The following is a 20,840-nucleotide window of genomic DNA, read 5'->3' as shown; positions in this document are numbered from 1 at the left end:
GCGAACATCGATCAAAAAAGGGCCGGCCGCCGTGCCGGCCCTTTCGATTCCGTTAAGAGTCTTCTTAAACCCAAACTTGCCGTTTGATTGTTAGGTGCAGCTTCCGAGCCTTTGATTGTCCTCTTAGGAAATTGGGTACGAAAGCATGTTCCGCACCAGCCTCTCCCTCACCATTGCCGCGGTTGCCACCGCCGCCTTCACCAGCGCGGCATCCGCCGGCTGCTACAGCTGCTATACGCCGCCGCCGCAGCCGTGCACGACCTGCTATCAGGTGCAGAGCGTGCCGCCGCAGTATCGCACGGTGCAGGAGACCGTCATGGTGGCGCCGGGCCGCGTCGTCGCGCATCGCACGCCGGCACAGTATCGCACCGTGATGGTGCCGAGGACGGTGATGGTCGCGCCCGAAGGCGTCGCCTATGAGCGCATTCCGCCGCAATACGCCACCCAGGAGCGCGTGCAGATGGTCTCGCCGGGCTATTCCTACTACGCGCCGGTTCAGCAGACCTGCAGCACCTGCGGTGGCGGCTACGGCTACGGATATGGTCGCGGTTACGGCTACTGAGCTGTCAGCATCCAGCCAACACAAAGCCGCCGCCTGAGGACATCAGACGGCGGCTTTTGAATTTTCCGAAGGACTCAGAACGGGTGGACGGACAGCGTGCCGAACACGATGGCCGCGATCACCGCAAAGGCGCTGTACAGCGCCGCCGTGTGAATTCCGGTCCCGGACTTCCGTGAAATGTTACGCGCGTAAAGGTGCAGGCGGGCCTCCGCCGATAGCTCGCGCATGGTCGATCTCCAACGCCCCATTGTCGGACATATGGAATATCGTTCGCGCCCGGATTCAAGCGGGCGGCAAAAATAGCGACGCCGCCGCCTTCGGGAACTCGGTTCCGAGAGGAATATTCCTTCCCGCGCGCTCGGCCGAGAATCCTATTCGCCGCAATTCGAGGCGTCGGGAACCCGCGCCAGTCCCGCGATAACCGAAAATCTCGAAAACAACCCCATGCAAAGTAGCCGGAGGTCGATAGCCGAGGCGCTGCCGCCGCCGCGCCTGTTGCCCATCCCTGTCTGTCCCAGCAACACGACGCACCGGTCGTGCACGTGCCGCCGGAAGCGGCCGCTGCGGCGCGCTCAGGCCTTCCAGCGCCCGATCTTGAACGCCGCCAGATGGCCCGGAACGTCGCTCGGGTCGAAAGGCGGGCCGGCGAACGCCCCGATGGCGCTGGAGGCGCCGGCCGGGCGACCCGATGCCGCGTCGTAGAGATCGGGCCTGAACACGGCCATGGCGGTCTTCAGCGCTTCCGGCCGGTATGGCGCCTGGCCCCAGCGAACCATCTGCGCATAGAGCCAGGCCGCCTGCCCCGGATCAGGCCGCGCCGCCGCCTCGCGCCCGACCAGCAAATAGCGATTGCTCTCGCGCATGGTGCCGTCGGGCGAAATCTTCAGGTGGCCATCGAGCGTGCGCTGGATGACGCTGGCATCGACGCCGATCCGCTCGGGCTGCGCCAGGATGCGCGCGACCTCGGACCGGTTCTCGGGCCGCTCGATGAACTCCACGGCGCGCAGATGTGCACGCACCAGCGCCGCCACGATGTCGGGATGCTTCTCCGACCAGCTCTGCCGCACCGCCAGCACCTTTTCCACCGCGCTGAGCAGGATGTCGGAGACGAAGTGCAGGATGTGGCCGATGCCGAGATCGACCGCGATCGAATTCCAGGGTGCGCCGACGCAGAACGCGTCGACATGACCGTTGGCGAGACTGTCGACCATGTAAGGCGGCGGCAGCACCACGAGCTGGACATCCTCGTCGGGATCGACGCCGCCGGCGGCCATCCAGAACCGCAACTGGTAATTGTGGGTCGAGAACGGGAAGGTCATGCCGAAGGTCAGCGGCTCCGCCCCGCTCTTCCGCCGCTTGGCCACCACGCGGGCGAGCGCCTGTGCGGTTGCCATCGGATCGAAGCGGTCGCCGTCGATCTCTTCCATCAGCGCGGCGTGCAGCGCCGGCGATACGGTGATGGCATTGCCGTTGAGCCCGAGGTTGAAGGGCGCCGCGATCGGCACCTTGACGTGACCGAGCCCGAGGCTCGAAGCGATCGCCACCGGCGCCAACAGATGAGCGGCATCGAACAGGCCGATATTGAGCTTGTCGCGGACGTTCGACCACGACACTTCCCGCACCAGCGTGACGTCGAGGCCTTCGGCCGCCGCGAATCCCTTGTCGACCGCAACGATCAGCGCGGCAGCGTCGACCAGCGGAATGAACCCGATGCGCAATGGTGTGGTCATTTCAACAGCTCCGACGCCGTCAGGATCGATTGCGCGATCTCTCCGATTTTCTTTTTCTCGCGCATCGCGGTCGAGCGCATCAGCACGTAGGCCTCCTCCTCGGTCAGTCCCTTCACCTTCATCAGGATGCCCTTGGCGCGATCGATCACCTTGCGCTCCTCCAGCGCGTGCTTGGTGCGGTCGAGCTCGTCCTGCAATTTGGCGAAGGCATTGAAGCGGGAGACGCACAGATCGAGGATCGGCTTCATCCGCTCCTTCTTGAGACCGTCGACGATGTAGGCGGAGACGCCCGCCTCGACCGAGGCCTGGATCGAGGCGGCGTCGCTCTGGTCGACGAACATCGCGATCGGCCGGCGGACGGCGCGGCTGACCTGGAACATTTGTTCCAGCACGTCGCGACTGGGGTTCTCGAGGTCGATGACGATGATCTCGGGGTCGAGCGCATAGATTCGCGAGAGCAGGCTCTGCATCTCGCTGATATGCACGACATCCGTATACCCGGCCTCCCGCAGTCCCTCTTCCAGGATGGCCGCTCGGATCGGGCTCTCGTCGACTATGACGATCTTGGGAGACGATTCAGCGCTCATCGACAACTCTTAAGGCCCGGCAGATGCATCCATATCATGCCGGAAGCGCCGGGAAAGGGTTGTAATTCTCGGCAATTGGGACTAGCTCCTGCCCATTCATCAGGCAGATCAGAGATATGCAAGAGGCCGCCGCGCCGAAAGTGAGCTTTGTGTCCTTGGGGTGCCCCAAGGCGCTGGTCGATTCCGAGCGCATCATCACCCGGCTGCGCGCGGAAGGCTATGAGCTGGCGCGCAAGCATGACGGCGCCGACATCGTCATCGTCAACACCTGCGGCTTCCTCGACAGCGCCAAGCAGGAATCGCTCGCCGCGATCGGCGAGGCCATGGCCGAGAACGGCAAGGTCATCGTCACCGGCTGCATGGGTGCCGAACCGGAGCAGATCGAGAGCGCCTATCCCGGCGTGCTCTCGATCACGGGGCCGCAGCAATATGAGAGCGTGCTGGACGCCGTGCATCGGGCGCTGCCGCCGGCGCACAACCCGCATATCGACCTGGTGCCGCCTCAGGGCGTCAAGCTGACGCCGCGGCACTACGCGTATTTGAAGATATCCGAAGGCTGCAACAACCGCTGCAGCTTCTGCATCATCCCGAAGCTGCGCGGCGATCTGGTGTCGCGGCCGGCCAATGACGTGCTGCGCGAGGCCGAGAAGCTGGTGAAGGCCGGCGTCAAGGAATTGCTCGTCATCTCGCAGGACACCTCGGCTTATGGCGTCGACCTGAAATACGCCGAGAGCCCGTGGCAGGACCGCAGCGTCCGCGCAAAATTCTTCGATCTCGCCAAGGAGCTCGGTGAGCTCGGCGCCTGGGTGCGGCTGCAATATGTCTACCCCTACCCGCATGTCGACGAGGTCATCGGCCTGATGACCGAGGGCAAGGTGCTGCCCTATCTCGACATCCCGTTCCAGCATGCGAGCCCTGACGTGCTGCGCGCGATGAAGCGCCCGGCTGCGCAGGAGAAGACGTTGGCGCGGATCCAGAAGTGGCGCGAGCAGAGCCCCGAGCTGACGCTGCGCTCGACCTTCATCGTCGGTTTCCCCGGCGAGACCGATTCCGATTTCGCCTATCTGCTCGACTGGCTCGATGAAGCGGAAATCGATCGCCTCGGCTGCTTCAAATACGAGCCGGTTGCCGGTGCCGCGTCGAACGCGATTGGCAATGCCGTACCCGACGAGATCAAGCAGGAGCGCTGGAATGCGCTGATGGCGCGGCAGCAGAAGATCTCCGCGAGGCGCCTCAAGCGCAAGGTCGGCACCCGCCAGCAGGTCATCATCGACGAGGTTGGCCCCACGGTGGCGAAGGGCCGGTCAAAGGCCGATGCGCCCGAGATCGACGGCGCCGTCTACCTCACCAGCCGCCGCCCGCTGAAGGTCGGCGAGATCGTGACCGCCAAGATCGAGCGCTCCGACCAGTACGACCTGCACGGCAGCGTCGCCGGATTCTAGCTCCAGTCCGCTCCTTCGAGACCACCCCGGATACCAAACGGCGTCCGTTGCTAGACGGAACTCAAGCGTCGCCGACAAATTGTTGGTCCAGGAGGAATACGATGAGCCGAGCAGATCTTTTGAGGCAGGCCGAGAACGCGGAGCGCCACGCTGACCAAGCCACCGATGAGGAAATCAAGAGCGCGCTAAAGAAGGCCGCCGATGATTATCGGCGCGAGGCCGCGCAGGAGACTGCTATCGCGACAATCGCGTCAGAAGCTGCCGAGCGCGGCTGAAACATCACGGAAGATAGTTGTGCTGAGTACGAGGATCTGGAAGATCACGACGAGAATGCAAAGCAACTGATAAAATGGAACGGACGGTTCGATCGGCTTTGCCCAACGCACCCAAGCAAAGGTCTCTCGCCCCCTAGCGACAGCTTCATCAGTCATGCTCATTGCCTGCCTGGCTCCCCACAATGGCATCAAGACAAGCCAAACTAGGAAAATCGGGCAAACGAAGAGGTAGGATATAGCGTTCTCAGGCTCAAGCGGCTTACCGAACCTATCGAGCCCATGACGGATGATTTCCGAGGGAATTGGAAACTTGAGGTAGATGTACAAGGTCACGCTTATACCCACGAAGGCAAGCAATGCATTGATGATTGCCGTGCGCTTCATGAGTTGCCGAAGGACACCGGCCAACTCGTCGGGCACCCGAGGACGGGCTTGCGCATTTTGAGACATTCAGGTCGAAACCTTCGAGCTTCTGCGAACAAGGCTAGAACAGCACGCGGGCCGGTAGCAACTGCGCGGGGTTTCCGCTCCGTAGGAACGCCGCTTCTTTCCGTTCGTTAACGGAACATCACCGCACGGCTAGTGGCAACTATCGGTGATGAGATCGCCCGGTTTAGCGCTCCGGCCCAACACCAGCAGGGAGCAACGCCATGACCAGCAAGCGGCGTCGTTTCAAGCAAACCCAATCACTGCAAGAACGCCTAGCCGACGAGGCCGTGCGCTCGCAGGCCAAGGCACTCTCTCCGTCTGCAAAAAAGAAGCCCTGCTCAGGAGAGCCCGGCAAGGCGAGACCCCAGCCAATCTGACGGAGTGGCTGACGACCCCAGGTTCACGAGCGCCGATCTAGGCCGCGCCATGATCAACCAGCCCCAATTCGATTCCTATTCGACGGCTGCGCGCGTCTGTCTAGGAGTTGCGGTCTTTAGCGCCACGATGCTCGCTGCACCGATGACGAGCATTCTTATGTAATAGGGCCTCTCAGTTGGCCGGTCTGCAGCGAGGCTGACGTATTACCCCTATTCGCGCAGTAGAAAGGGCCCCAGCTGCGAAAGCTGAGGCCAGTGTTCAGCTGGGCGTCTCAGTGCCGGTAGCGGTGCGGCACCGAACAGGGCGAACAATGCGGCCGCAAGCGCTTCGTTCCTACTCATAAAAAAGGCCCCTGCATCCGGATCATGCAGGGGCCAAGCTGGATCGCCGCACCGCTGTTCACCGAGAAGCAACGGTCGTCGTCCTAGGGCAGAAAAAACACGAAATGAAAATCACGCGCCCTCTTGCCCGGATCATCCCAACGACATCCAGTTCCGGAAATAACTCGTGTGAATCTCGGCGAGACAAATTGCCGCTTTTTCCTGTCCCAAGCGACGGTCCCAATAGAGATGGTCGCGAATGTGCCCCGGGTCTTCGGGGGCAAGACCCGGGGCACGTTCATTCGTCTAATGCCGCTCTGCCGAGGAGCGGCGCATTGCTAACGACGCGTCGAAGGTACCGTTCCTAACGTCTTCCTTATCGCCGACCCGAGCCGGCGCTCAACTCGCTTGCGGCTATTGCCGACCTTCTTGACGGCCTTCTTCACCGATGCTGCCGACTTCCGGGTTTTCCTCGCCTCATAGCTCACCTCGTAATCCTGCCCGCCGGCGACGCGCGCACGGTCCTGCTTGCGACCGCGCGCGGTCTGCTTCCGCGCTATGCCCGTCGAATGAGGCGCTGTCCGCGCTTGACACCACCGCCCCTCTCGCTGTATGGGCCTGCGCCATGAAGCTGAACCGGACCCACCGCCGCGCCATCTGCCGTCGTCGCACCCGCGACGATGCTGGGCTGCGCCGTGTCCGACGCCATCGCTGATCCTATAAATCAGCCGAGGTTTTCGAGAAGGCCGCGCCCCCAAGCGCGGCCTTCTCGCTTTTCGGCCTGACCTTTCCCAACACCGACCCCAGAGGAGATCGACATGACCAACGCTACCCATCCGTTCGATGCGCTGATGGACATCACCGCTCGCCCCGAGGTCGTGTTCGTACGCGGCGCCGGCTCGTATTTGTGGGACAGCAACCGCAACCGCTATCTCGATTTCGTGCAGGGCTGGGCCGTCAATCCCCTCGGCCACTCCCCGGTCATCGTGGCCGACGCGCTGGCGGCGCAGGCGAGACGGCTGCTGACGCCGAGCCCGGCGTTCTACAACGAGCAGAGCCTGAAACTGGCAAAGCTGCTGGTCGACAACAGCTGCTTCGACCAGGTGTTCTTTGCGAACTCAGGCGCGGAGGCCAATGAGGGTGCGATCAAGCTCGCGCGCAAATATGGCACGAAGTACAAGAACGGCGCGCATGAGATCATCACCTTCGAAGGCGGCTTCCACGGCCGCACGCTCGCGACCATGTCGGCCTCGGGCAAGAAGGCGTTCGAGCCCCTGTTCGAGCCGAAGGTCTCGGGCTTCCGCAAAGCCAGACTGAACGACATCGAGTCGGTGCGAAAGCTGATCACGTCGTCGACGGTCGCGGTCATGCTGGAGCCGATCCAGGGCGAGGCCGGCGTCTGGCCCGCGACGGATGAGTTCTTGCAGGAGTTGCGGGCGCTGACCCAGCAGCGCGGCCTGCTGCTCATTGTCGACGAGATCCAGACCGGCATCGGCCGGACCGGAAAGCTGTTCGGCTATCAGCACGCCGGGATCGAGCCCGACATCATGACGCTCGGCAAGGGCATCGGCGGCGGCGTGCCGCTCGCGGCCCTGCTCGCGACCGAGCATGCCTCGTGCTTCGATCACGGCGATCAGGGCGGCACCTTCAACGGCAATCCGCTGATGTGCGCCGCGGGGCTTGTCGTGCTCGATCAGATCGGAAAGCCCGATTTCCTGAAATCGGTCGTCGATGCCGGCCTTTTGCTCGAGCGCGAATTGCAGCGGCTGTCGTCGCGGCACGGTCTCGGCGAGATCAGGGGCCGCGGCCTCCTGCTGGCGCTCGACCTCAAGATGCCGATCGGTGCCGCCGTGGTTGCCGAGGCGTTCGCGGCCGGCGTGCTGATCAACTCGCCGCAGCCGGACACGCTGCGCTTCATGCCGGCGCTGAACGTGACGCGGGAGGAGATTTCCCTTGTCATCGACTGCCTGGATACGGTGCTGACCAAGGTCGGCGCGGCGCGGCGGGTGGCGTAGGATCCTCCCCGCTCGTCATTGCGAGAAGCGAAGCGACGAAGCAATCCACCTTCCCGGGTGGAGAGGTGGATTGCTTCGCGGAGCCTGTCATCCGGCGGCGCTTTGCGCCGACCGTGTGGCTCGCAATGACGGCGAGAATTACGGCCGCAGGATCGCTGCGCCCGTCGTCGCCCGGCTCTCCAGGTCGATATGCGCCTTGGCCGCATCCTTCAGCGCATAGGCGTGGTTGATCGGCACATGCAGCTTGCCGTTGATCACGGCGGCGAACAGCGTGTCGGCGCCTTCGAGCAATTCCTTGCGGGTGCCGACATAGTCGTTGAGCTTGGGCCGCGTCGCGAACAGCGAGCCGTGGTTGTTGAGCTCGGCGAGCGGGAACGGCGGTACCGGGCCCGACGCGTTGCCGAAGGAGACGAACAGACCGCGTGGCCTGAGGCAGGACAGCGATCCCGGGAACGTGGTCTTGCCGACGCCGTCATAGACGACGTCGCAGAGCTCGCCGCGGCTGATCTGCTTGACGCGTTCGACGAAGTTCTCCTCGTTATAGAGGATGACGTGATCGCAGCCATTGGCGAGCGCGAGATCGGCCTTCGCCTTCGAGCCGACGGTACCGATGACATGCGCGCCGAGCGCCCGCGCCCATTGGCAGGCCAGCAGCCCGATGCCGCCCGCCGCGGCGTGGATCAGCACGCGATGGCCGTGCTCGACCTTGAAGGTCTTGTGCAGGAGATACCAGACCGTGAGGCCCTTCAGCATCAGCACGGCGCCCTGCTCGTAGGTGATATGGTCGGGCAGCTTGACGAGCTTGTCGGCCGGGATGACGCGCTCGGACGCGTAGCCGCCGAGATTGTAGTAGTAGGCGACGCGATCGCCGGGGTGGAAATTGGTCACGCCCGGACCCACGGCCAACACCTCGCCTGCAGCCTCATTGCCGGCAATGAACGGCAGGCCGGGCGCCTTGTAGAGGCCGGTGCGGAAATAGACGTCGATGAAGTTCAGACCGACCGCATGCTGGCGGATCCGGACCTCGCCCGTCCCCGGCGCGCCCACCTCGACGTCCTCGTAGGTCAGGACTTCCGGGCCTCCCACCTGGTGCACGCGCACAGCCTTGGTCATGTCGTCGCTCCCCTCAATATCAGCGTCAAGCGAGCGAATGCCATCGCGGCCGGCTTGTCAACCAAGCGGGCCGGAACCGGCTACGCCACGTTCCGGAAAAGTGGGAAGCGGCTTTCCCTCGCGACAAACGCGCTGCGTTTGCGCGGAGATCATGCCCATCAGCGCGCCGGCTTCCTGCGGTTGCGCTTGGCCATGACGTTGAACGCCTCGACCGCGGCCGAGAAGGCAATCGCGAAATAGATGTAGCCGCGCGGAATGTGGAATTTGAAGCCGTCGGCCACCAGCGCCACGCCGATCAGCACCAGGAAGGCCAGCGCCAGCATCTTGGTGGTCGGATGCTCCGCGACAAACCGCGCCACCGGTCCCGACGAGATGTACATGATGACGCAGGCGATCACGACCGCCGCGATCATGATCTCGATGTCCTGCGCCATGCCGATCGCGGTGATGATCGAATCCAGCGAGAACACCAGGTCGATAATGATGATCTGCACGATCACCCAGAAGAACGCGCTGGCGCTCGGCCTGTCGCCGGCTTCCGCCTCGCGCGCCTCGACCTCGCCGTGGATCTCATGGGTCGCTTTCGCGATCAGGAACAGGCCGCCGCCGATCAGGATGATGTCGCGCCACGACAGCGCGACGTCGCTGACTGATATCACCGGTTGGGTCAGCCCGATCAGCCAGACCAGGATCGAGAGCAGCAGAATGCGGAACACCAGCGCCAGCAGCAGGCCGATCTGCCGCGCGCGCTTGGCCTGCGCCGGCGGGATCCGCGACACGATCACCGACAGGAAAATCACGTTGTCGATGCCGAGCACGATCTCGAGCGCAGTCAGGGTCAACAGCGCCGCCCAGGCTTCCGGGCTGGTGATCAGTTGCATCATGCTCTGAAGGCTTTCATCCGGCGGATCACGGTATCGCTGCCGATGATGTAGACGGCGATGGCGCAGAGACCGAAGGTGATCGGGGCTCCGACCACGAAATCGTTGGCGAGCGTGTACATGCCGAGCAGCGCCCATGCGCCGAGCAGCCACAGCGTCAGCCAGCGCAGCCGCACCACACGCAGCGGATGCAGCACGTGGAACGGCGCGAAGGTCAGCACGATCAGGAGCGCGACCACGATCGTCGACAGCACGGGCGGCAGATGCAGCAGGAACAGGTAGAACGCCGCCGCATTCCACAGCGCCGGGAAGCCGCGGAAATGGTTGTCATCGGCCTTCATGCGGCGGTCGGCGAAATACAGCGCGCTGGAGACCACGATGCCGATGCCGAGGATCGGCGCCGCCAGCGGCAGCAGCATGCCGCTCGCGGTGATCGCATAGGCCGGCACGAACACATAGGTGACGAAATCAACCACCAGGTCGAGCACCTCGCCCGACCAGTTCGGCTGCAGCCGCACCACGTCGAGCCGGCGCGCCAGCGGGCCGTCGATCCCGTCGATGATGAGCGCGACCCCGAGCCAGGCGAACATGTTGGCCCAGTGCTCGCGCACCGCCTCCAGCATCGCCAGCAGCGCGACCCCGGCGCCGAGCGCCGTGAAAATATGAACGGTGAATGCGGCGGTCCGCATCCGTTCTGGCAACGCATCGGGCTGGCTCGAATGCTCCATCGGCCGAGTGCTATCAGGAATCGGACCGGTTTGCATATGCGGTCTTGCGGCGTTCCGCCGCGCAAAGCGTTGGAGACTCTTGGTGGTTACCGATGGCTTGAAAATCGGGCCAAGCATGTCAAATGTCCTGATATGACCGACAGCTCGCTGGATTATGACGTTATCGTAATAGGCGGCGGTCCGGCCGGATTAACGGCTGCGATTGCCCTTGCCGACGCAGGTGCGCGGACTGCGCTGCTGGCGCGCCGCGCGCCCTATGCCGACAACCGGACCACCGCGCTGCTCGGTGCCTCGACCGATATCCTGGATCGGCTCGACGTCTGGCGGCGCTGCAGCGACCGAGCGGCGGCGCTCAAGACCATGCGCCTCGTCGACGACACCGGCCGCCTGATCCGTGCGCCCGAGGTGCGCTTTTCGTCCGATGAGATCGGCCGCGAGCAATTCGGCTTCAACATCGACAACCGCTCGCTGGTCGCGGCGCTCGAGGACCGCGCCGGCGAAATGTCCGCGCTGACGCGGTTCGACGATGAAGCCGCCTCGGTGCGGCCGGACGATGCCGCGGTTACCGTGGTGACGCGGCAGGGCCAGTCGCTTCAGGCCCGGCTCGTGGTCGGTGCCGACGGGCGCAATTCATTGTCCCGCGAGGCCGCCGGCATCGAGGTGACAAGCCGCGAGCTCGGGCAGTCCGCCCTCACCTTCAACGTCACCCACACCCGGCCGCACCACAACATCTCGACCGAGTTCCACACCGAGCACGGCCCCTGCGTGTTCGTGCCGCTCAGCGGCGTCAGAAGCAGCGTGGTCTGGGTCTCGGCGCCCAAGGAGGCCGAGCGGCTGATGGCACTCGGCGACGACGAATTGTCGCTCGCCGCCGAGCGGCAATCGCATTCGATCCTCGGCCGCATCGAGGTCCAGGGCGGCCGTCACGTGTTTCCGCTCGCGATCGAGCGGCCGCGGCAATTCGCCAAGGACCGGATCGCGCTGGTCGGGGAATCCGCCCATGTGCTGCCGCCGATCGGCGCGCAGGGCCTCAATATGGGACTGCGCGATGCCGCCGATATCGCCGAGATCACCGGCCAGGCGATCGGTCGTGGCGAAGATCCCGGCGCGCCCAATGTGCTGTCGCGCTACCAGGCGGCGCGGCGCCCCGATGTCGCCAGCCGGACCTGGGCGATCGACATCGCCAACCGGTCGCTGCTGAGCGATTTCCTCGGCATGCAGACGGCGCGTGCTGCCGGCCTGCATCTGCTCGGCGCATTCGGCCCGTTGCGGCGCCTGGCGATGCGCGAAGGCCTCGCGCCGTCGTGGCGGCGGTGAGCAAAGCGTTTTCGAGCGAAGTGGGTACCGGTTCGCGTTAAGAAAATGCGTCAAATAAGAAGCGCGCCGATCAGGGAAACACCAGCCGTCCGCTCTGGATGAACCACATCACGCTGGTCAGCGTGACCACCGAGGCGAAGGTGCCGATCAGCACCGCGACCGACGCCGGCTCGATCCAGGTGTCGTTCTGCCGCGCGATCACGAACACATTGAGCGCCGGCGGCAGCGAAGCCATCAGCACCGCTGTCGCGGCCCAAGGCTGCGCGAACGGGCCGAACAGCAGCATCAGGCCGAACGCCAGCAGCGGATGGATCAAAAGCTTGATCGCGACCACGCCCGGGACCTCCCACGGCACCCGCTCGAACGGCCGCAGCGCCACCGTGATGCCGAGCACGAACAGCGCTGTCGGCGCGGCGGCGTTTTCCAGGAACTGGATGGTGCGATCGAGCGCGACCGGGATCGGGATGTGAAACGCGGCGACCAGCGCCCCGAACACCGCCGACATGATCAGCGGGTTCTGCACGATCTGTCGCAGCACCACGCCGAGTGCGTGCAGCAGCGAGGGATGGTCGCGGTCGGTGAGCTCGATCAGCAGCGGCACGATCGAGAACAGGAAGATGCTGTCGCAGCAGAAGATCAGCGCCGTCGGCGCCGCCGCCTTGGCACCGAGCACGGCGAGCGCGAGGCCAGGCCCCATATAGCCGATATTGCCGTAGGCGCCCGACAGGCCGGCCAGCGTCGCCTCGCGCAGCGTGAGCCCGCCGATCAGCTTGCCCGCGACCATCGCCAGGAAGAATGCGAGCACGGTTCCGAGCGTGGTGGCGATCAGAAATGGCGGGTTGTTCAGCTGCGCAAACGGCGTCTTGGACATGATCCCGAACAGCAGCGCCGGCAACGAAACGTAAAGCAGGAAGAAATTCATCCAGGCGAGCCCGCTCTCTGGCAAATCCTTGGCCTTGCCGCACGCATAACCGATGAAGATCAAGCCGAAATACGGCAACGCCAGATTGAGGATATCGATCATTCTGAAAGTAGTTTCTCGGCCGGATTTCGGGTCGTTTTTGCAGGGCTGGAATCGGTAAAGCGCGGGTTAATTCGGACCTTAGCCCCTAGCATCGGCCACAATGTTGGTCTATCGACGAGCCATGATCAAAGCGCGCACCGCCAAGTTTCAGATCGGGCAGATCGTCCGTCACCGGGTGTTCTCCTTCCGGGGCGTGATTTTTGATATCGACCCGGAGTTCAACAACACCGAGGAATGGTGGCTGTCGATCCCCGAGGACATGCGGCCCCACAAGGACCAGCCGTTCTACCATTTGCTCGCGGAAAACTCGGAGACCGAGTACGTCGCCTATGTCTCGGAGCAGAACCTCTTGCCCGACGAGTCCGGCGAGCCGATCCGGCATTCGCAGGTGGCGGAGATCTTCATCAAGGATAAATCGGGCGGCTACCGTCCGCGCAATCCCTCGCTGAACTGAGGTCCGGCGGCGCTCCGGCGAATGCCACGGCGTTCGCGCTGCCACGCTCACACCCCCTCGCGCCTGGCCAAGACAACCGCGATCGCCCAGACAACAAATCCCGCCAGCGCCAGCCCCGCGCCGACGAGGCCGGTCGACGTCCAGCCATAGCCGGCTGCGACCGCCATTCCGCCGAGCCACGGACCCAGCGCATTGGCGACGTTGAAGGCGGAGTGGTTGAGCGCCGCGGCGAGGCTCTGTGCCTCGCCCGCGACGTCCATCAGGCGGGTCTGCAACACGGTGGCGAGCGCCCCGCCCAGCCCGATCAGGAACACGTCGGCGGTCAGCGTCCAGAAATTTCCGGCCGCCAACGGATAGAGCGCGAGCGTCGCCGCCGACCACAGCAGGAGCCCGCCCGCGGTTGCCATCAGCGCGCGGTCGGCGAAGCGCGGCACGATGATGTTGCCGGCGGTGAGGCCGGCGCCGAACACGCATAGCGTGACCGGCACCAGCGCGGGCGAGGTGTGGGTCACCGCCAGCATGGTCGAGGCCAGGTAGGTGTAGACCGAGAACAGCCCGCCGAAACCGATGGCGCCGATCGCCAGCGTCAGCCAGACATGCTTGCGCCCGAGTGCCGACAGTTCGCGCAGTGGGCTCGCCTTGCTGTTGGCGGCATCACGCGGGGCGAAGATCAGGACCAGGACCGCGGTCAAGAGCGCGAGGCCGGCGACGATCGCGAAGGCCCAGCGCCAGCCGATCGCCTGCCCGACCCCGTTGGCGAGCGGAACGCCGATCGTGGTCGCGATGGTGAGCCCCAGCAGCACGCGGCCGACAGCCGCCGTGCGCTTGTCTGTCGGGACCAGCGAGGCCGCGACCAGCATGGCGATGCCGAAATAGGCGCCGTGCGGCAGCCCCGCCAGGAAGCGCAGCGCCAGCATGGCGTGATAATCGGGTGCGAGCCCCGAAAGGCCGTTCATCAGCGCGAAGAAACCCATCAGCGCGATCAGCAGCGTCCGCCGCGTCATGCGCGCCGACAACACCGCGATGACCGGCGCACCGACGACGACGCCGAGCGCGTAGGCGCTGATCGCGTGGCCGGCCTGGGGCTCGCTGACGTGCAGGTCGTGGGCGAAGAACGGCAACAGGCTCATGGTCGCGAATTCGGCGATGCCGATTGCGAAGCCGCCCATCGCCAGCGCGAGATGGACGATGCCGGGATGAAACGTTCCGGGGACGTTGTCCTGGCTGACGCGAACGCCAGCATCGACCGAAGCACCGCCGGCCGGCTGCTCCCGAGGCCGGGAGCGCAGTTCCCGCCGCTGCGTGCCGGCTTGCTGGGACATTGCGCGACTTCCATGACTGCGAGCGGCGGCCAGGATTCGCGGAAGAACCACGCGCGCATTCGCGCATCGAAGGCGCCGTTCGCGCTTTCGTCTGGCCTCCCGTATCGGATTTATGATTGTGCTTCGACGCCGGATTGGTCCGGACAAGGCACCAACGATGCGCGCTCATCGCGCGACGCAATCGAAGCACCCTTCGACGACCATCGCACACGATCTGCGCAATCACCAGCGCAGCAGGCTGCCAGCAGCCAGTCTGTTTCGCATGACAAAAAAGGCGCCCTTCCGGGCGCCTTTTAATCGCGATGATCTCGCGTTTTCTCGAACGCGTGATTGAAGTGCTTACTTGGCCGCCGGGTTGGCCGGCGCCGGAGCCTGCGCAGAGCCACCGCCGGCGCCTTCCAGCTTCTTGCGCTGCTCTTCGGCGCGCTTCTGCAACTCTTCCTGCAGCTTCTTCGAGTTTTCCTCGAACACCTTCGGATCGGTCGGCGGGCCGTCATAGGCCTTGGCGAATTCGGTGTTGAGCGGCAGCGGCAGCGTCAGCGGCGCGCCGTTGGAATTGATCGCCTGGACCACGAGGTTCTGGCCCTTCTTCATGTTGGCGATCAGCTCGGGCGTTGCTTCATAGTCGGACATGCAGCCGTTCTGGAAGCAGATCACATAGGGCGCCTGCTGCGGCGGGTTGCCGTCGACGATGATGCGGGTGCCGTGCACGAGCTGCATGCCGAGCGGCAGCGTGACGCGCAGGATCTTCTTCGGCTCGCCTTCCGGCTCGATGATCACGGCGGCGATCACCGGCTGGCCGGACTCGATGCGGCCGTCCTTGCCGGTGAAGCAGACCTGCTTGGCGTTGGCTTCCTGGCCCTTCAGGCAGAACTTGGTCCAGGGGGCGTAGATCAGCTGGATCTGCTGATCCTGCGCCGGCGGCTGGGCGGCCGCATTGGGCGGCTGGCCGGCGGCCGGTGCTTGGGCGGGCGCCTGGGCTGCCGGAGCCTTCGGAGCTGCCTTGGGTGCCGCCTTGGGCGCAGCCTTCGGTGCCGCAGGCGCCGGCGCTGCCGGCTGCTGGGCCCGAGCGGCAGGAACCAGGAGCGCTGCAGAGAATGCCGTCGCCGCCATCAGGGCAACAATTCGCCCATGCGGCCGGACCGGGGCGGCCAAGATACGGAAATTCATTGCGGAAAACCCTTTCTGAACGGAAGCCCGAAACCGCTGCAGGCGCCGACACATAGCCGTTTGGGCGGCTGTCTCCTAGTCAATTGAGGCGGATACGTGACAGGCGTTCCCGCCTTCGAATTGCACGCCTTCAATACAGCGGCGCGCGGAAAGATCAATGCCGACAAGCGGATTTGCGCCCATCTCGCGGCGAGTTTCAGCGGCCTGTGATAAACCTCCGGACGTGACGTTTCGCGAATCAAATCCGGCGCCTCACGCACGTGTTCCCGGGCACACTTGGCGCGCCGCATGGGCCGCCATCTGGCTGGTGTTGGGATTCCTGGGCTTGGGAGTCCTGACGAGCGGGCTGGTCCCTGCGGCCGCCGCCGAGAGCCACGCCATCGCGATGCATGGTGCCCCCGCGCTGCCACCCGACTTTACCCACCTGCCCTATGCCAATCCCGACGCTCCCAAGGGCGGCCGCCTGGTCCAGGGCGTGATCGGCACCTTCGACAGCCTCAATCCCCTGATCATCAGGGGCATCGCCGTGCAGCAGGTCAGGGGCTACGGCTATGAGCGCGGTTATGTCTACGAAAGCCTGATGGCGCGGGGCAATAACGAGCCGTTCACGCTGTACGGCCTGCTCGCGCGCAGCGTCGAGACCGACGACGCCAGAAGCTATGTGACATTCCACATCGATCCACGCGCCCGCTTCTCGGATGGCCGGCCGGTACTGGCCGACGACGTGCTGTTCTCGCTGGCGCTGCTGCGCGACCATGGCCGTCCGATGCACCGCCAGTATTATTCGAAAGTCGCAAAGGCCGAGGCGCTCGACTCGCTCACGGTCCGGTTCGATTTCGGCGGCGTGGCGGACCACGAATTGCCGCTGATCCTCGGCCTGATGCCGATCCTGCCGCGGCACGCCATCGACCCCGAAAAATTCGAGGAAACCACCTTGGCCCCACCGATCGGGTCCGGCCCCTACCGCGTGACGGCGGTCAAGCCCGGCGCCAGCGTCACCTTCACGCGCGACCCCAATTATTGGGGCCGCGACCTGCCCATCAACCGCGGCCTCTGGAACTTCGACGAGATCAGGCTCGATTACTACCGCGAGGCCAACGGCATGTTCGAGGCCTTCAAGCGCGGCCTGTATGATTTCCGGACCGAGACCGAGCCGTTGCGCTGGCACGACGGCTATGACTTCCCGGCGGCGCGCAACGGCGAGGTGATCCGCGACACCATCAAGATCGGCACGCCGCGGCCGTCCGAATTCCTGGTTTTCAACAGCCGGCGGCCGAAATTCGCCGACCTGCGGGTGCGTCAGGCACTGGCGATGCTGTTCGATTTCGAATGGGTCAACCGCAACTATTATTTCGGACTGTTCTCACGCGCCGGCGGTTTTTTCGCCGGATCGGATCTGTCCGCCTATGGCCGCCCCGCCGACGATCGCGAGCTCGAGCTGCTCAAGCCATATCTGTCGCACATCCAGCCCGATATCCTCGACGGCCGCTATCGTCTGCCGGTCACCGACGGGTCGGGGCGCGACCGCGGCCTCCTGCGCACTGCGCTCGCGCTGCTCGCCGAGGCGGGCTACGCGCTCGACGGCACGGTCTTGAAGCAGCGCTCGACAGGGACGCCGCTGCGCATCGAGATCCTGGTGACGACGCGCGAGCATGAGCGGATCGCCCTCGCCTATCAGCGCGACCTGAAGCGGGCCGGCATCGAAGCCGCGGTGCGGGTGGTCGACGCGGTGCAGTTCGAGCAGCGCCGGGTCGGCTATGACTTCGACATGATCCCCATCCGCTGGGACCAGTCGCTGTCGCCGGGCAACGAGCAGTGGTTCTACTGGAGCAGCCAGGCCGCCGATGTGCCGGGCACAAGGAATTACATGGGCGCCAAGGATCCCGCCATCGACGCCATGATCGCGGCGCTGCTCGCGGCGCGCGAGCGGCCGGCCTTCGTCTCGGCGGTGCGGGCGCTGGACCGGGCCCTGATGTCGGGCTTCTACGCTATCCCCCTATTTAACTTGGGAGAGCAATGGATCGCGCGCTGGAATCGGATAGAACGGCCTTCGACCACGGCGTTGACGGGCTACCTGCCGGAAACCTGGTGGCAGAAGCCCGCCGCGCAGTCCAAGTGATTTCCAAGTGATTTGCGACCCGATGCGGCATGACCTGGTCCGATCGAAGCGATGCAACCGACGTTGAACCTGTGAACCAGTCGATCACCTCGCCAACGCTCGATACCTTGTTCAAGCGCATTTTGGCGCGGCAACCCGAGGCGCTGGCGCTGGTCGACCCGCTCAACAAGCAGCGCATCACCGGACAGACCCGCAAGCGCCTGACCTATGCCCAGGCCGACCGCGCGATCTCGGCGATCGCCGCCCACTTCGTGCAGAGCGGATTGCCGGCCAACACGGTGATCGCCGTGCAGCTGCCCGGCACGGTCGAATTCGCCTTGACCGTCCTTGCCGCGCATCGGGTCGGCCTGGTGGTGGTGCCGCTGCCGCTGCTGTGGCGGCAGGCCGAGCTGACGTCCGTGCTCAACCGCACCGCGGCGCGGGCGATCGTCAGCTGCGGCCGGATCGACGGCGTCTCCTATGCCGACATCGCCATGAACGCCGCGGCCGAAGCGTTCTCGATCCGCCATGTCTGCGGCTTCGGGACCGATCTGCCCGAAGGCATGGCGTCGCTCGACCAGGCGATCCTGGAGGACTCCCGGGCCTCGCGCCCGATGATCCAGGACGGCCGCAAGCCGGCGCTGATCTCCTTCGACGTCACCAGCGAAGGTCTTCGTCCGGTGCCGCGGGCGCATTTCGGCCTGATAGCCGGCGGGCTCGCGATGTCGCTGGAGAGCGATCTGCCGCAAGGCGCCACCATCATGTCGGCATTCGCGCCGATGTCGTTCGCCGGCATCTGCGCGTCGCTGGTGACCTGGCTGCTGTCGGGCGGAACGCTGGTGCTGCACCACCCGTTCGACGAGGAAGCGTTCGAGACCCAGTTCAACGATCACACCTGCAACACGCTGATCGCGCCGGCGCAGCTCGTACTGCGGCTCGACGAGCGCGGCCTGTCGGAGCGCCTGCCCAGCCTGCGCACCGTGATTGGCCTCTGGCGTACGCCCGAGCAGGTTGCCTCCAGCGCGCACTGGAGCTCGCGGCGGGTGACCATGACCGACGTCTATCTGTTCGGCGAGGCCGGGCTGTTCGGCGCCCGCCGCACCGCCGAGGACGGATCGCCGGCCGTGATCAAGCCGGGGCCGCACAGTGCGCCGCGCGAAGCGCCCGGCGCATCGGTCGCCGGCGAGATCCTGCTGACGCCGAAGGGCACGCTCGGCCTGCGCGGCCCGATGGTGCCGGTCGCCGCCTATGCGCCGCCGCCTCCGCCCGGCGACAGCCTGATCGCGCCGCCGCCGCGCGATTTCGTCGACACCGAATATGCCGCGCGGGTCGATCGCGCAACCGGGGCCGTCAACATCACCGCGCCGCCGTCGGGGGTGATGACGGTCGGCGGCTACCGCTTCCTCGCCCAGGAGCTGCAGGAATGGTCGCGCCGCCTCGGCCAGGGCGCGCTGCTCACCGCATTGCCGGACCGTCTCAGCGGCCACCGGCTGGCCGGACGGGCACAGGACAATGCGCGCGCCCGCGACGCTCTCACAGAACTTGGGCTTAACCCTTTGATGGTCGAAGCATTTCGCGACCGTGGCGGCGCCGGGTTGAGTTAAAATCTTATCATTGTGTTAGTCTTATCATTGTGTTGACGCCGCATTAAGCCATGCGAACTAGCATCGCAGCCGTTGCTGATCTTAAGCATTGGTTTTCGAGCGTTCGAATGTCCCAGCAAGGTCCGGTCCTCATCGTATCGGCGTCGACAAAGCCGTCGTTTGCCGCAGCCCTCGATGAGACGAAACTCTTCCCGGTCGTGGTCACCGACTGGAACGAGGTCGGACGGGCCATCGAGCAGGTCAAGCCGGCCGCGATCATCGCGGCCGCCGAGGGGGTCGACTTCGTCACCCTGTCGGGCCTCGCCAAGCGCGCCGCCGCCCGTGCGCCGTATCTGCCGCTGATCGCGGTCGATCCCGCGACCACCCTGCCCGACACCGTGATCGCATTCTTCCAGAGCAAGGGTCTGCCGGATCGGCTGGTCGCCCGGCTCAACGCGTCCTTACGCGTTCGCGCGCTGCATTCTACCGTGATGCGCCGCCTGGTGCCGCCGGCACCGATCGCCCTGTCTGACATCGATCCGATCGGAGAGGCCACCGCGCTGTTGATCGGCCGCGGCGGCGCCTACCCGACGCTGTCGGTCGCGCTCGGCGAACGCGCCGGTGTGGTCGGCGCACTGAGCATCGAGGCCGCCGCCAAGCATCTCTCGAGCCGCGACATCGACGGCATCGTGCTGGCGGAAGGCTTCACGCCGCGGGTGATGGATGCGTTCCTGACCGTGCTGACCGAGGATGTCCGCTTCCGCCCGTTGCCGGTGATCGTCGCCTCGGGCGAGCTGACGCCGCGATACGAGCTGCCCAATCTCGAGATCGTCACGGCCGGGCCGACCCGCATCGCCGACATGGCGCTGCCGATGATCCGCCAGCACGCCTTCGAGGCGCGGCTCGGCCGCATGCTGAAGGCGATCGACGCCAAGGGCCTGATCGATGCCCGCACCGGCCTGCTCACCAAGGCCGCGTTCGAGCGCGACTTCGCGACCGCGGTCTACCAGACCGCCGAGCGCGGCGGCGCGCTCTCGGTGGCACGCTTCACCTTCGACAACACGCAGCCGCGCGCGCAGTTCGACGGCGCGCGGATCATCAGCCGGCTGATGCGCCGAGCCGATTTCGGTGCCGTGCATGACGAGCGCTCGCTGGTCGTGGCATTCGCTGGCACCGACCTGCGCAACGCGCAGGCGATCACGCGGCGATTGGCGAGCGTCATGCGCCACACCCAGAACGGCCGCCGCGACGCCCGCGCCGAGCCCGCCGTCAGCGTCGCAACGCTGATGCCGGGCGATTCCGCACTCTCGCTGCTGGGGCGGCTGTTCGGAGCGCCGGAGCGCGCGGCGTCGTAAGGCCCGCGGATTTTAGGGCACGGTCATCGCCGGCGTAGCATGACCGATCAAGCCGCT

General features: G+C 65.3%; 20 protein-coding genes. 9 read left to right on the top strand and 11 right to left on the bottom strand.

Annotated features, from left to right (window positions below; translation table 11 throughout):
- Window positions 1-145: 145 nt before the first annotated feature.
- Window positions 146-562: a hypothetical protein gene (locus ACVMDN_RS16830; RefSeq protein ID WP_057018694.1), complete on the top strand. Its 417-nt coding sequence runs from the start codon at window positions 146-148 to the stop codon at window positions 560-562.
- 74 nt (window positions 563-636) lie between these two features.
- Here the strand turns inward: ACVMDN_RS16830 and ACVMDN_RS16825 are convergent, their stop codons facing one another.
- The 3 genes from ACVMDN_RS16825 to ACVMDN_RS16815 form a co-directional block, all read right to left on the bottom strand.
- Entirely contained in the window at window positions 637-789 is a 153-nt protein-coding gene (locus ACVMDN_RS16825) for a hypothetical protein (protein ID WP_016844408.1), read from the bottom strand.
- A 345-nt stretch (window positions 790-1,134) separates the two neighbouring features.
- On the bottom strand, window positions 1,135-2,292 hold the full coding sequence (locus ACVMDN_RS16820; RefSeq protein ID WP_057018695.1) for a CmpA/NrtA family ABC transporter substrate-binding protein: 1,158 nt from the start codon (window positions 2,290-2,292) through the stop codon (window positions 1,135-1,137).
- Window positions 2,289-2,879, bottom strand: a complete 591-nt coding sequence (locus ACVMDN_RS16815; protein WP_028332037.1) for an ANTAR domain-containing response regulator — start codon at window positions 2,877-2,879, stop codon at window positions 2,289-2,291. Before ACVMDN_RS16815 ends, ACVMDN_RS16820 begins: the two co-directional genes overlap by 4 nt.
- Before the next feature lie 116 nt (window positions 2,880-2,995).
- Between ACVMDN_RS16815 and rimO the strand changes: the two genes are divergently transcribed.
- Complete coding sequence (gene rimO, locus ACVMDN_RS16810) at window positions 2,996-4,321, top strand: 30S ribosomal protein S12 methylthiotransferase RimO (protein WP_057018697.1); 1,326 nt, start codon at window positions 2,996-2,998, stop codon at window positions 4,319-4,321.
- 101 nt (window positions 4,322-4,422) lie between these two features.
- The gene (locus ACVMDN_RS16805; protein ID WP_159109454.1) at window positions 4,423-4,596 is read left to right on the top strand and encodes a hypothetical protein; all 174 of its coding nucleotides are present in this window, start codon (window positions 4,423-4,425) and stop codon (window positions 4,594-4,596) included.
- Here the strand turns inward: ACVMDN_RS16805 and ACVMDN_RS16800 are convergent.
- Both ACVMDN_RS16800 and ACVMDN_RS16795 read right to left on the bottom strand, forming a co-directional pair.
- Entirely contained in the window at window positions 4,573-4,980 is a 408-nt protein-coding gene (locus ACVMDN_RS16800; RefSeq protein WP_456843646.1) for a hypothetical protein, read from the bottom strand. The genes ACVMDN_RS16805 and ACVMDN_RS16800 overlap by 24 nt on opposite strands.
- Window positions 4,981-6,061: 1,081 nt before the next feature.
- Window positions 6,062-6,283 (bottom strand): DUF3606 domain-containing protein, encoded by a 222-nt coding sequence (locus tag ACVMDN_RS16795; RefSeq protein ID WP_076828958.1) that lies wholly within the window; start codon window positions 6,281-6,283, stop codon window positions 6,062-6,064.
- 258 nt (window positions 6,284-6,541) lie between these two features.
- Between ACVMDN_RS16795 and ACVMDN_RS16790 the strand changes: the two genes are divergently transcribed.
- Window positions 6,542-7,738, top strand: coding sequence for an acetylornithine transaminase (locus tag ACVMDN_RS16790; protein WP_141341298.1), 1,197 nt, complete (start codon window positions 6,542-6,544; stop codon window positions 7,736-7,738).
- A gap of 138 nt (window positions 7,739-7,876) precedes the next feature.
- Here the strand turns inward: ACVMDN_RS16790 and ACVMDN_RS16785 are convergent, their stop codons facing one another.
- The 3 genes from ACVMDN_RS16785 to pcsA all read right to left on the bottom strand — a co-directional run bounded on the left by ACVMDN_RS16785 (window position 7,877) and on the right by pcsA (window position 10,460).
- A complete protein-coding gene (locus ACVMDN_RS16785) occupies window positions 7,877-8,851 on the bottom strand; it encodes a quinone oxidoreductase family protein (protein ID WP_050384723.1) in 975 nt (324 codons plus the stop codon).
- 158 nt (window positions 8,852-9,009) lie between these two features.
- Window positions 9,010-9,735 (bottom strand): TerC family protein, encoded by a 726-nt coding sequence (locus ACVMDN_RS16780; RefSeq protein ID WP_141341302.1) that lies wholly within the window; start codon window positions 9,733-9,735, stop codon window positions 9,010-9,012.
- Window positions 9,732-10,460 carry a phosphatidylcholine synthase gene (gene pcsA, locus ACVMDN_RS16775; protein WP_057018701.1) on the bottom strand — a complete coding sequence of 243 codons (729 nt, stop codon included), beginning with the start codon at window positions 10,458-10,460 and terminating at the stop codon, window positions 9,732-9,734. Before pcsA ends, ACVMDN_RS16780 begins: the two co-directional genes overlap by 4 nt.
- Window positions 10,461-10,592: 132 nt before the next feature.
- Between pcsA and ACVMDN_RS16770 the strand changes: the two genes are divergently transcribed.
- Entirely contained in the window at window positions 10,593-11,777 is a 1,185-nt protein-coding gene (locus ACVMDN_RS16770) for a UbiH/UbiF family hydroxylase (RefSeq protein ID WP_141341304.1), read from the top strand.
- 70 nt (window positions 11,778-11,847) lie between these two features.
- On the opposite strand, the gene ACVMDN_RS16765 is transcribed toward ACVMDN_RS16770, so the two are convergent.
- Window positions 11,848-12,801: an AEC family transporter gene (locus ACVMDN_RS16765; RefSeq protein WP_057018703.1), complete on the bottom strand. Its 954-nt coding sequence runs from the start codon at window positions 12,799-12,801 to the stop codon at window positions 11,848-11,850.
- 121 nt (window positions 12,802-12,922) lie between these two features.
- Between ACVMDN_RS16765 and hspQ the strand changes: the two genes are divergently transcribed.
- Window positions 12,923-13,255, top strand: coding sequence for a heat shock protein HspQ (gene hspQ / locus ACVMDN_RS16760; protein ID WP_021081543.1), 333 nt, complete (start codon window positions 12,923-12,925; stop codon window positions 13,253-13,255).
- Between the two features lie 47 nt (window positions 13,256-13,302).
- Here hspQ and ACVMDN_RS16755 read toward each other — a convergent pair whose 3' ends face one another.
- Window positions 13,303-14,577 carry an MFS transporter gene (locus tag ACVMDN_RS16755; protein ID WP_200844480.1) on the bottom strand — a complete coding sequence of 425 codons (1,275 nt, stop codon included), beginning with the start codon at window positions 14,575-14,577 and terminating at the stop codon, window positions 13,303-13,305.
- A 339-nt stretch (window positions 14,578-14,916) separates the two neighbouring features.
- The gene (locus tag ACVMDN_RS16750; protein ID WP_141341306.1) at window positions 14,917-15,747 is read right to left on the bottom strand and encodes an invasion associated locus B family protein; all 831 of its coding nucleotides are present in this window, start codon (window positions 15,745-15,747) and stop codon (window positions 14,917-14,919) included.
- Between the two features lie 385 nt (window positions 15,748-16,132).
- On the opposite strand from ACVMDN_RS16750, the gene ACVMDN_RS16745 reads away from it, so the two are divergent.
- The 3 genes from ACVMDN_RS16745 to ACVMDN_RS16735 all read left to right on the top strand — a co-directional run bounded on the left by ACVMDN_RS16745 (window position 16,133) and on the right by ACVMDN_RS16735 (window position 20,783).
- Window positions 16,133-17,866 (top strand): extracellular solute-binding protein, encoded by a 1,734-nt coding sequence (locus tag ACVMDN_RS16745; RefSeq protein WP_246786658.1) that lies wholly within the window; start codon window positions 16,133-16,135, stop codon window positions 17,864-17,866.
- A gap of 29 nt (window positions 17,867-17,895) precedes the next feature.
- A complete protein-coding gene (locus ACVMDN_RS16740) occupies window positions 17,896-19,449 on the top strand; it encodes an AMP-binding protein (protein ID WP_141341308.1) in 1,554 nt (517 codons plus the stop codon).
- Window positions 19,450-19,556: 107 nt separating this feature from the next.
- A complete protein-coding gene (locus tag ACVMDN_RS16735; RefSeq protein WP_057018705.1) occupies window positions 19,557-20,783 on the top strand; it encodes a hypothetical protein in 1,227 nt (408 codons plus the stop codon).
- Window positions 20,784-20,840: the final 57 nt, after the last annotated feature.

This window comes from Bradyrhizobium sp. USDA 4510 (assembly GCF_054059095.1).
Note: the sequence above shows the minus strand (reverse complement) of the source record. Positions and strands in the feature narration are given on the sequence as shown.

What these genes read in the sequence shown, in the direction of transcription:
- ACVMDN_RS16830 (WP_057018694.1), top strand. Translation starts at nt 146, where the DNA reads ATGTTCCGCACCAGCCTCTCCCTCACCATTGCCGCGGTTGCCACCGCC.
- ACVMDN_RS16825 (WP_016844408.1), bottom strand. Translation starts at nt 789, where the DNA reads ATGCGCGAGCTATCGGCGGAGGCCCGCCTGCACCTTTACGCGCGTAAC.
- ACVMDN_RS16820 (WP_057018695.1), bottom strand. Translation starts at nt 2,292, where the DNA reads ATGACCACACCATTGCGCATCGGGTTCATTCCGCTGGTCGACGCTGCC.
- ACVMDN_RS16815 (WP_028332037.1), bottom strand. Translation starts at nt 2,879, where the DNA reads ATGAGCGCTGAATCGTCTCCCAAGATCGTCATAGTCGACGAGAGCCCG.
- rimO (WP_057018697.1), top strand. Translation starts at nt 2,996, where the DNA reads ATGCAAGAGGCCGCCGCGCCGAAAGTGAGCTTTGTGTCCTTGGGGTGC.
- ACVMDN_RS16805 (WP_159109454.1), top strand. Translation starts at nt 4,423, where the DNA reads ATGAGCCGAGCAGATCTTTTGAGGCAGGCCGAGAACGCGGAGCGCCAC.
- ACVMDN_RS16800 (WP_456843646.1), bottom strand. Translation starts at nt 4,980, where the DNA reads ATGAAGCGCACGGCAATCATCAATGCATTGCTTGCCTTCGTGGGTATA.
- ACVMDN_RS16790 (WP_141341298.1), top strand. Translation starts at nt 6,542, where the DNA reads ATGACCAACGCTACCCATCCGTTCGATGCGCTGATGGACATCACCGCT.
- ACVMDN_RS16785 (WP_050384723.1), bottom strand. Translation starts at nt 8,851, where the DNA reads ATGACCAAGGCTGTGCGCGTGCACCAGGTGGGAGGCCCGGAAGTCCTG.
- ACVMDN_RS16780 (WP_141341302.1), bottom strand. Translation starts at nt 9,735, where the DNA reads ATGATGCAACTGATCACCAGCCCGGAAGCCTGGGCGGCGCTGTTGACC.
- pcsA (WP_057018701.1), bottom strand. Translation starts at nt 10,460, where the DNA reads ATGGAGCATTCGAGCCAGCCCGATGCGTTGCCAGAACGGATGCGGACC.
- ACVMDN_RS16770 (WP_141341304.1), top strand. Translation starts at nt 10,593, where the DNA reads ATGACCGACAGCTCGCTGGATTATGACGTTATCGTAATAGGCGGCGGT.
- ACVMDN_RS16765 (WP_057018703.1), bottom strand. Translation starts at nt 12,801, where the DNA reads ATGATCGATATCCTCAATCTGGCGTTGCCGTATTTCGGCTTGATCTTC.
- hspQ (WP_021081543.1), top strand. Translation starts at nt 12,923, where the DNA reads ATGATCAAAGCGCGCACCGCCAAGTTTCAGATCGGGCAGATCGTCCGT.
- ACVMDN_RS16755 (WP_200844480.1), bottom strand. Translation starts at nt 14,577, where the DNA reads ATGTCCCAGCAAGCCGGCACGCAGCGGCGGGAACTGCGCTCCCGGCCT.
- ACVMDN_RS16750 (WP_141341306.1), bottom strand. Translation starts at nt 15,747, where the DNA reads ATGAATTTCCGTATCTTGGCCGCCCCGGTCCGGCCGCATGGGCGAATT.
- ACVMDN_RS16745 (WP_246786658.1), top strand. Translation starts at nt 16,133, where the DNA reads ATGCATGGTGCCCCCGCGCTGCCACCCGACTTTACCCACCTGCCCTAT.
- ACVMDN_RS16740 (WP_141341308.1), top strand. Translation starts at nt 17,896, where the DNA reads ATGACCTGGTCCGATCGAAGCGATGCAACCGACGTTGAACCTGTGAAC.
- ACVMDN_RS16735 (WP_057018705.1), top strand. Translation starts at nt 19,557, where the DNA reads ATGTCCCAGCAAGGTCCGGTCCTCATCGTATCGGCGTCGACAAAGCCG.